Consider the following 9,130-nt stretch of genomic DNA (forward strand, 5'->3'; position numbering starts at 1 on the left):
CCGCTCAACGTCCGCGGCGGCACCGGTTCCCCCGTGAACCCCATCGCGCTCTTCTGAACCCTCCCACGCGGCTCACCCGCTACGATCTCTCCATGCGCACCCGCACCCTCGCCGCCTCCGTCGCAGCCGCCGGCGCGCTCGCCCTCGCGCCCGGCTTCGCCCTCGCTCGCCTCCTCCACCGCGCTGGCTTCGACCCCGCCGCCGACCGCCTCCCCGCCCCGTTTTCGGTGCGCATCACCGCCATCGCACCCGGCCGGGTCACCCTGCGCCGCGGCACAGAAGGCCTTCCTGGTGCGCACCTCGAACCCGGCCACTACCTCCTCGAAGCCGCTCGCGGCCTCGCCCGCCTCGGGCCCGTGCGCGAAACCAACGGGGTGGTCGCCATCCGCGACTTCGAACCCCTCTCCGGCGACATCCGCCCCGGCGACTTCGCCCGCCTCGACCCCTTCGCCTTCCCCGGCGACCCCCGCGAGGCCCACGGCATCGCCTTCGAGGAGGTCGCCATCCCGGCGCCGCTCGGCGAATTCCCGGCCTGGTACATCCCCGGAAGCCGCGACACCGGGGCCGTCATGGTTCACGCCAAGGGCGCCAACCGCCGCGAGACCCTTCGCCTCCTGCCCCTCCTGGTCGAAGCCGGCTTCCCCGCCCTCGCCATCACCTACCGCAACGACGACGGCTGCCCCCCGTCCCCCCACGGCCGCTACAGCTACGGCCGCGACGAATACGAAGAGCTCGAAGCCGCCGCCCGCTGGGCTCTCGACCGCGGTGCCCGGCGCCTCCTTCTCGTCGGCTACTCCATGGGCGGCGCCATCGCTCTCTCCTTCATCGAACGCTCCGATCTCGCCCACCGCGCCGCGGCCTTCATCCTCGATGCCCCCATGCTCGATTTCGCATCCTGCGTCGCCCACGGCGCCCGCCAGCGCCGCATCCCCCTCCGCTACCTCGCCGTCTCCAACCGTATCGCCGCCCGCCGCTACGGCTTCCGCTGGGACGATTTCGACCACCGCCGCACCGCCCTCGACCTCCAGGCGCCCGTGCTCCTCTTCCACGGCGACGCCGACCCCGTCATCCCGGTCGAACTCTCCGACGCCTTGGCAGCCGCCCGCCCCGATATCGTCCGCTACGTGCGCACGCCCGGCGCCGGCCATATCCGCAGCTGGAACGTTGACCCCGAAGGCTACGCCGACGCCGTCCGCGACTTCCTGCGCACCCTCGATTGACCCGCCCCGGTCAGTGGGCGGCTTCCTCCCCGCCCAGCGTCTCGCGTGAGAACGTCAGGTAGAGCAGCAGCAGCGACGGCACCAGGATCAGCGCCCCGATCGGCAGCGCGACCAGGAACGACGTGACGGTCACCCGCGCCGCGGCGGCGTCCTCGTAGGTCAGCGCATCCGCCAGCAGATACGGGTGCTGCGCCAGCCCCCACGCCGCCACCACCCCGGCTACCGCTGCACCCGCCAGCACCGGGGCAAGACGGTACCGCCGGGTCCACAGCGCCCAGAGCCCGGCCAGCCCCAGCACCGCCGTCACCGCCATCGCACCGACGACCCGCCCATCATCCAGGTGGCCGGCGAAGGTCTCCGCGTCGGCTGCCGCCACCGGGATCGCCAGGGTGGTCGCCGCGCCCAGCGCCAGCGAGGCGGCGATCGCCCGCCGCCGGAAATCCTCCTGCAGTGCGCCTTCCGTCCGCGGCACCATGTAGGCCGCTGCCAGGAACGCGCAAATCAGCATCCCAATCAGCCCGCACATGAGCGCGAACGGCCGCAGCCACCCCTCGAACGGCCCCGCGAGCACCCGCGTGCCCTCCACCTCGAGGTGGCCGGCCGTCACCGCGCCAATGACCGTCCCGAAGAAGAACGGCGTGGCGAGGCTCGCCCACGAGAACCAGCGCAGCGACTGCGCCGCCAGCCGCGAATCCCGCCGGCCGTAGTGCCGAAAGGCGAACGCTGCTCCCCGGGCCACAATCCCCAGCAGCGCGATGAACAGCGGCACATACAGCGCCTCGAAAATCACCGCATACGCCGCCGGGAAGACCACGAAGAGCGTCACCACCAGCAGGATGAGCCACACGTGGTTGGTCTCCCACACCGGCCCGATCGCCCGCTCGAGCGCCAGCCGCTGCTCATCCTTCCGCGGCCCGCTCGCCAGCAGCGACCAGATCCCGCCGCCAAAGTCCGCCCCGCCGAACATCGCGTACAGCATCACCGCCGCCAGCGCGACCCCGGCGGCCAGCAGTTCAGGCGACACCCGGCACCTCGCTTCCCGCCGGGCGGGCCGCCGCCTCGCGCTTCGGTCCGTTGTGCGGCCAGCGCAGGAGCGCTGTCACCAGCCCAATCGAAATCACCACGTACAGCGCCGTGAACAGGATGAAGAACCCGAGGATGCCGTCCTGCTCCGTTACCCCCTCCGAGGTCCGCAGGTAGCCGTACACCACCCACGGCTGCCGCCCGAATTCGGTCACGAACCACCCGGTCTGCAGCGCCGCAAACGAGACGAATCCGCCCGCCACCAGCGCCCACGTCAGCGCCCGCCCCGGCAGCCACGCCTCGCGCCGGCGGCGCCACCACGCGACCCAGTACCAGCCCGCCAGGAACAGCAGCGCAAACCCACCCCCGACCATCACCTGGAACGAAAGATGCGTCAGCAGCTCGTTCGGCCGCTCGTCCTCCGGAACGTCGTTCAGCCCCAGTACCTCGGCATCGAAGTCGCGGTAGCCCAGGTAGCTCAGCAGCTTTGGGATTTCGATCGCATAGCGCGTTTCGCCGTCCACCGGGATGCCGCCAATGCGCAGCGGCGCCCCGCGCTCGGTTTCGTACTGCCCTTCCATCGCCGCGAACTTCACCGGCTGCAGCTCAGCCACCCGCCGCGCGGCGAAGTCCCCTGCCACGATCTGCAGCGGGATCGCGACCGCCGCCAGCGCCATCGCCACCTGCAGCCCCAGCTTCGGATGCACCGCCGGCACCTTCCGCCAGAGCAGCCACGCATAAACCCCGGCCACGGCGAAGCCGGTCACCACGTACGAGGCCAGCGTCCCGTGGATCGCCTGGTGCAGCCACGCCGCGTTGAACATCGCGTCCCACGGGTCCACATCCACCACCTCGCCGTTCACCACCCGGAAGCCATCGGGCGTGTTCATCCACGCGTTCGCCGAAATAACGAACACCGCCGAGATCGCCGAGCTCACCACCAGCGGGATGGTCGTCAGCCAGTGCGCCACCGGCGACAGCCGGTTCCAGCCGTAGATGTAGATCGCCAGGAAGATGGCCTCGGTGAAGAACGCGAACCCTTCCAGCGAAAACGGCATCCCGATGATCCCGCCCGCGTACTCCATGAAGCGCGGCCACAGCAGCCCCAGTTCGAACGACAGCACGGTCCCCGAGACTGCCCCCACCGCGAACAGCAGCCCCACGATCGGCGTCCACGCCCGCGCCAGCTCCCGGTAGCGCGGGTCCCCGGTCTTCAGGCCGAGCCCCTCCACGATGAACAGGAGCAGCGGCAGGCCGATCCCCAGCGGTGTGAAGAACGTGTGGAACACCAGCGAAAGGCCCATCAGGGCCCGCGCCGAGAGCAGCGTATCGAACTCCATTGGCCCCCTCCGCGGCGTCGGTGCATCGCCAGTATGCCCCAGCGCGATGGCCCCTGTGCCCCTGTCCCGTGAATGTCGCTATCGAATCCCTCGATGGCGCCTTTCCCGTCGGGAAACCGCCGTCCTGTACCATCCCCCAATGCGATCCCTCGGCCTTGGCATCCTCCCTTTTGTCATCTGGGTCATCGGCCTCGCCTGTGACGGCACCGATACCGCGCCGGCGCCGACGCCCGCGCCCGGGACGCCGCCCGCCGCCACGCCCACGCCGTCCGCGGGCGGAACACCCTCCGCGCCGGCTCCCGGTCTCCCGGAGCTTGCCTTCGAAGAGGTCGCCGATGGCTTCGACCGCCCGACCTTCGTCACCGGGGCCGGGGATGGCTCCGGCCGCCTCTTCGTGGTCGAAAAGCGCGGCACCATCCGCATCGTCCGTGACGGGCAGGTCCTCCCCACACCCTTCCTCGATATCCGCTCGCTCGTCCGCTCCAGCGGCAATGAACAGGGCCTCCTCGGCCTGGCGTTCCACCCCGGCTTCGCCAGCAACGGCCGCTTCTTCGTCTACTACACCGCCAGCAATGCCGACAACACCCTCGCCGAATTCCGCGTCTCGGCTTCCGACCCCAATCGGGCCGACCCGGCCTCCCGCCGGGTCCTCTTCGCCGTCCCCGACGATTACGCCAACCACAATGGCGGGATGCTCGCCTTCGGACCCGACGGCTACCTCTACGTCGCGCTCGGCGATGGCGGCGGGTCCGGCGACCCTCTCGGCGCCGGCCAGGACCGCACCACCCTCCTCGGCAAGCTCCTTCGCCTCGATGTCGACGGCGCCCCCGCGCCGGGGCTCGCCTACGCCATCCCGCCCGATAACCCCTTCGCCTCCGCCGGCGATGGCGTCCGCCGCGAAATCTGGGCCTATGGCCTCCGCAACCCGTGGCGCTTCAGCTTCGACCGCGAAACCGGCGACCTCTGGATCGCCGATGTCGGCCAGGATGACCGCGAGGAGGTGAACTTCGAACCCGCCGGTGGCCCGGGCGGCCGCAACTACGGCTGGAGCATCATGGAAGGCACCCGCTGCTACCGCCCGTCCTCCGGCTGCGCCAGGGAGGGCCTCACCCTCCCCGTCTTCGAATACACCCACGATGACGGCTGCTCCGTGACCGGGGGCTACGTCTACCGCGGCAGCGCCATCCCCGCCCTGCGCGGCGCCTACCTCCTCGCCGACTACTGCACCGGTGCAGCCTGGGCCCTCTGGTTCTCCGGTGGCCGCCTCGAATCCACCCGCCTCGATGACTTCCCCGGCAGCATCTCCTCCTTCGGCGAAGACGACGCCGGCGAGCTCTACATCGTGCGCGACCAGGAGGGCGCCCTCTACCGCCTCGAGGCGCGCTAACCATCCCATTCGGCGGGAAACCCGCTACACTCCATGGGACCCCTACCTTTACCCAACGGGAGTGCTCCCATGAAGCTCGGTCTCTACCTCGGTTACTCCGGCGCCCGCCTTGAACTGCCCGTCCAGTCTGTCCTCGAAGCCGAACGGCTCGGCTGGGACTCCGTCTGGACGGCCGAGGCCTACGGCTCCGACGCCGTCACCCCGCTCGCCTACCTCGCTGCCCTCACCAGCCGCATCAAGCTGGGCACCGCCATCATGCAGATCCCGGCGCGCACCCCCGCCATGACCGCGATGACGGCCATGACCCTCGACGCCCTCAGCAACGGGCGCATGCTGGTCGGCCTCGGGCTCTCCGGCCCCCAGGTGGTCGAAGGCTGGCACGGCCAGCCCTATGGGCAGCCCGCCGCCCGCCTGCGGGAGTACGTCGCCATCCTCCGCAAAATCTGGGCCCGCGAAGAACCCGTCGAATTCCACGGCAAGGAGTACAGCCTGCCGTACACCGGCCCCGGCGCCACCGGCCTCGGCAAGCCGCTCAAGAGCATCCTCCACGGGCGCAACATGCCCATCTACCTCGCCACCCTCGGCCCCAACAACATCCGCCTCACCGCCGAGATCGCCGACGGCTGGATCCCGGCCTTCTTCTCCCCCTACCGCATGGATGTCTTCCGGCCCGACCTCGAAGCCGGCTTCGCCCGCGCCGGCAACGGCAAGTCCATGAAGGACTTCGATATCGTCGCCACCTGCAGCGTCGTCATCACCGATGACGTCAAAGCCGGGCTCGCCACCACCAAGCCCGGAATCGCCCTCTACGTCGGCGGCATGGGTGCCCGCCAGAAAAACTTCTACAACGAACTGATGCACCGCTACGGCTACGGCGAAGCCGCTGCCCGCATCCAGGAGCTCTACCTCGCCGGCCGGAAGGCCGAAGCCGAGGCCGCCGTCCCCGATGAGCTGGCCGACGAAATGGCGCTCGTCGGGCCCGTCGAGCGCATCCGCGAGCGCTACCGCGCCTGGGAGGATGCCGGCGTCGGCACCCTCCTCATCGGCAACCGCGACCCGCGCGTCCTCGAGCTCATGCCGCAGCTCACCGGCTCCGCAGCCGCCGCCCGCTAGCCCGCCCGGGGAGGCACCGATGGCGTTCGAAGAGTTCACCTTCGTCCTCCCCGGCCACCTCACCGCCGAGGCTCGCTCCCGGCTCGCAGCCGCCCGCGCCTTTGAGCGCGAAGCCCTCGCCCTCCTCGGCGCGCTGCTCGGCTGCGAGCCGCCCCCGCTCCACCCCTGCGAAGAACGGCCGGTGCACGACCCCTACGCCCCGCGCGTGCTCCGCATCTGGAGCATCGCCGGGGCCGGCCTCCGCGCCGTGGCGGTCCCCATTGAATCCTCCAGCGCCGCCTGGGGCGAAGAGATCGAATTTGAATGCTTCGGCCTCGAACCCCCGACCACCGTCCGCGGATTCGCCAGCCTCGATGTCCGTGTCGGCGGCAGCATCCGGCTCGCCATCGCAGGCTGCCCGCCCGACCGCATCGATGCCGCCCGCCGCGCCTTCGGCCGCGTGCTCGCCGAACTCCTCGGCGAACCGGTGTCCTGAGCTTCAGCCCGCGCCGTCCCGCCGTGCGAGGAACTCCGCCCACATCGCGTCCCGTCTCCGCGCGCCCTTGCGGTAGCCGATCTGCGCCCCGATGAACGTCCCAAACAGCTGCGCCAGCACGTAGCCCCCCAGCAGCAGCACCCCGAAGGCCAACGCCGGGTGCCCAAGGATGCCCGGGCCCCAGATCACCATCCAGATGAAGAGCGCCGAGGCCACGACCAGCCCGAAAAACGCCCCGCCGTGGACCCACCGCGCCTCCGTCTTCTGCTTCGCGAGGTACAGCCGGAGCACCTCCTGCGGGATCTCGCTGACCGGCTCCCGCTCGGCCGTCGCAGTCCCGCAAAACGGGCAGACCGTGTCCTCAGCCCGCAGCCGCGCGTAGCAAAACCCGCAAAACCGCCCGCTCGCCGGCACCCGCCGGGCCAGCCGCTCCTCCATCTTCTCCTGCAGCCGGTCCACGTAGGGGTACGGCGAAACGTATCCCGCAATGCCAACCGGCTCCCCCTGCGGCACCCCCGCGGCCCGTTCCTCAGTCACGCTCCCTAGCGAACCACCCCGGCCGCCCGGCCGCAACCGGCGCGCCCACGCCGGCCTTCGCGCCATGCGCCCCCGGCTCCGTATACTCCCAACCGTGACCACCCAACCTGCCCTCCACGGCGAAGACGGCTACCTCACCATCCACGGCCTCCGCCACCACTATCTCCGCTGGGGCGACGTCAGCAACGAACCCCTCGTGCTCCTCCACGGCCTCATGAACAACGCCCGCTACTGGGAGCACATCGCCGAGCGCTTCATCGACCGCTGGTGCGTCTACGCCCCCGACCTCCGCGGCCACGGCGAAAGCGAGCACGCCCCCGGCGGCTACCTCGTCTGGGCCTTCGCCATGGACCTGCGCGGTTTTGTCGAAGAACTCGACCTCGAGGCCTTCGACCTGGTCGCCCACAGCATCGGCAGCCGCATCGCCATGAGCTACGCCCGCGACCACTCGCACCGCCTCAAGCACCTCGTCCTCGCCGATATGGGCCCCCAGATGGCCGACCAGGGTGCACGCGGCATCCGCCGCTCCACCGGCGAAGCCCAGAAGCAACCCGGCTTCGCCACCGAAGCCGAGGCAATCGAGCACTTCGCCGCCCTCTACCCCGGCCGCGACCGGGCCTTCCTCCTCCGCCAGGTCTACGCCTCCCTCCAGCTCGATGAGGCGACCGGCAACCTCGTCTTCCGCTTCGACCCCGCCATCCACCAGGCCACCGGCCGCGGCGCCATCGCCGAGATCCCTTACCTCTGGGAGAGCCTCGAGCACATCACCTGCCCCACCCTCGTCATCCGCGCCGAGAAGAGCAAAATCCTCTCGCCGGAAATCGCGCAGGAGATGGTGCGCCGCTTGCCCAACGGCCGCCTGGTCGAAATCCCCAATGCCGGCCACCAGGTGCCCCTGCACCAGCCCGAAGCCTTCGCCCGCGTCGTCCGCGAATTCCTCGAAAGCTGAAGCCTAGAAGCCGTTCGACCCGTCGGTGAAGCGCAGCGCATCCAGCAGCACGCCGTAGGCCGCCATCTCCCAGTGCAGGTGCGCCCCGGTCGAAAGCCCCGTATTGCCGACCGCGCCGATCACCTGCCCAGCCTCCACCCGGTCGCCCTCGGCCACCGCAATCGATGACAGGTGGGCGTAGCCCGAATACAGCCCCCCGCCGTGGTCGATGACCACCATGTTTCCCCGCACCTTCAGCTCGCGCGCGAGCACCACCGTCCCCGAGTTCGTCGCCACGACCGGCGTGCCCTCTTCCGCCCCGATATCGGTGCCGCCATGATGGCCTGACGGCGGCGCCCCGTTCACCGATCGCTGCTCCCCGAAGCGTGCCGTCAGCGCACCCTGTACCGGCAGCAGCCATGGCCCGTTCCAGAGCTTCTGCGGCGTCACCTTCACATAGATGTCGCGGAGCAGCTCCAGCTCGGCCGCCACCACCGCCGGGTCGAGCAACTCCGCTGATTGTTCCGGGCTGAACTCCAGGTAGTCCACCGTCCACTCCGCCGGGAGCACCGTGATCGTCGCCTCGAGCGTTCCCCGGGTGCCGTTCGGCAGCCGCACATCGACCGTCAGCAGGTGCTGACCCGGCGGGTCATCGGTCGCCACCGGCACGAAGGTGAACTGGCTCTGGCTCCCCCGGATGAGCGGGAACTTCCGCCCGAGGAAGCTCACCTGGCCGCCGGCCACATCGCCGGTGACCGAAACCAGCACCGCCCCCGCCTGGTAGACCTCCATGGTCGAAAGCACCAGCTCCGGTGCCACCAGCGGTGTCGGCGAAACCCCCGGCGGGAGCGTCGGCGTTGGCGGCGGCCCGGCGGGCGTCACCATCCGCACCACCACCGGCGGCTCATCCCCTCCGCCCCCGCACCCCCCGGCCGCCAGCGCGGCAGCCGCCAGCACCAGCACCGCGCCCACCAGCTTCTCCATCGGCATACCGCTAGCTTCCCCCACCCGCCCCTCCCCCTCAACCTCCCACCTCCCACCTCCCGGCTCCCACCTCCCACCTCCCACCTCCCACCGTAGCAGGGCAGGGCGGCGCTCCCGGTTCCC

Annotated in this window: 9 protein-coding genes; 5 read left to right on the plus strand and 4 right to left on the minus strand. The window is 70.5% G+C overall.

Going from position 1 to position 9,130, the window contains the following annotated elements; translation table 11 throughout:
* The first annotated feature begins 92 nt into the window (after positions 1–92).
* The gene (locus VAE46_RS03440) at positions 93–1,220 is read left to right on the plus strand and encodes an alpha/beta hydrolase (protein ID WP_322795517.1); all 1,128 of its coding nucleotides are present in this window, start codon (positions 93–95) and stop codon (positions 1,218–1,220) included.
* Positions 1,221–1,230: 10 nt separating this feature from the next.
* Here the strand turns inward: VAE46_RS03440 and VAE46_RS03445 are convergent, their stop codons facing one another.
* Together VAE46_RS03445 and VAE46_RS03450 are read right to left on the minus strand one after the other, a co-directional pair.
* Complete coding sequence (locus VAE46_RS03445; RefSeq protein ID WP_322795518.1) at positions 1,231–2,244, minus strand: cytochrome d ubiquinol oxidase subunit II; 1,014 nt, start codon at positions 2,242–2,244, stop codon at positions 1,231–1,233.
* On the minus strand, positions 2,234–3,583 hold the full coding sequence (locus VAE46_RS03450) for a cytochrome ubiquinol oxidase subunit I (RefSeq protein ID WP_322795519.1): 1,350 nt from the start codon (positions 3,581–3,583) through the stop codon (positions 2,234–2,236). The genes VAE46_RS03445 and VAE46_RS03450 overlap by 11 nt, the downstream gene beginning before the upstream one ends.
* Positions 3,584–3,722: 139 nt before the next feature.
* Here VAE46_RS03450 and VAE46_RS03455 point away from each other — a divergent pair, with 139 nt between their 5' ends.
* From VAE46_RS03455 to VAE46_RS03465, 3 genes are all read left to right on the plus strand, one after another.
* Positions 3,723–4,970 carry a PQQ-dependent sugar dehydrogenase gene (locus VAE46_RS03455; protein WP_322795520.1) on the plus strand — a complete coding sequence of 416 codons (1,248 nt, stop codon included), beginning with the start codon at positions 3,723–3,725 and terminating at the stop codon, positions 4,968–4,970.
* A 69-nt stretch (positions 4,971–5,039) separates the two neighbouring features.
* Entirely contained in the window at positions 5,040–6,083 is a 1,044-nt protein-coding gene (locus tag VAE46_RS03460) for an LLM class F420-dependent oxidoreductase (protein WP_322795521.1), read from the plus strand.
* A gap of 19 nt (positions 6,084–6,102) precedes the next feature.
* Complete coding sequence (locus VAE46_RS03465) at positions 6,103–6,558, plus strand: hypothetical protein (protein WP_322795522.1); 456 nt, start codon at positions 6,103–6,105, stop codon at positions 6,556–6,558.
* Positions 6,559–6,561: 3 nt separating this feature from the next.
* Here the strand turns inward: VAE46_RS03465 and VAE46_RS03470 are convergent, their stop codons facing one another.
* Positions 6,562–7,095, minus strand: a complete 534-nt coding sequence (locus tag VAE46_RS03470) for a hypothetical protein (protein ID WP_322795523.1) — start codon at positions 7,093–7,095, stop codon at positions 6,562–6,564.
* A gap of 94 nt (positions 7,096–7,189) precedes the next feature.
* On the opposite strand from VAE46_RS03470, the gene VAE46_RS03475 reads away from it, so the two are divergent.
* Entirely contained in the window at positions 7,190–8,044 is an 855-nt protein-coding gene (locus VAE46_RS03475) for an alpha/beta hydrolase (protein ID WP_322795524.1), read from the plus strand.
* Between the two features lie 3 nt (positions 8,045–8,047).
* Here VAE46_RS03475 and VAE46_RS03480 read toward each other — a convergent pair whose 3' ends face one another.
* Positions 8,048–9,013 carry a M23 family metallopeptidase gene (locus VAE46_RS03480; RefSeq protein ID WP_322795525.1) on the minus strand — a complete coding sequence of 322 codons (966 nt, stop codon included), beginning with the start codon at positions 9,011–9,013 and terminating at the stop codon, positions 8,048–8,050.
* Between the last annotated feature and the right edge of the window lie 117 nt (positions 9,014–9,130).

Origin of the sequence: Tepidiforma sp., assembly GCF_034433535.1 — a bacterium.
Classification (GTDB): domain Bacteria; phylum Chloroflexota; class Dehalococcoidia; order Tepidiformales; family Tepidiformaceae; genus Tepidiforma.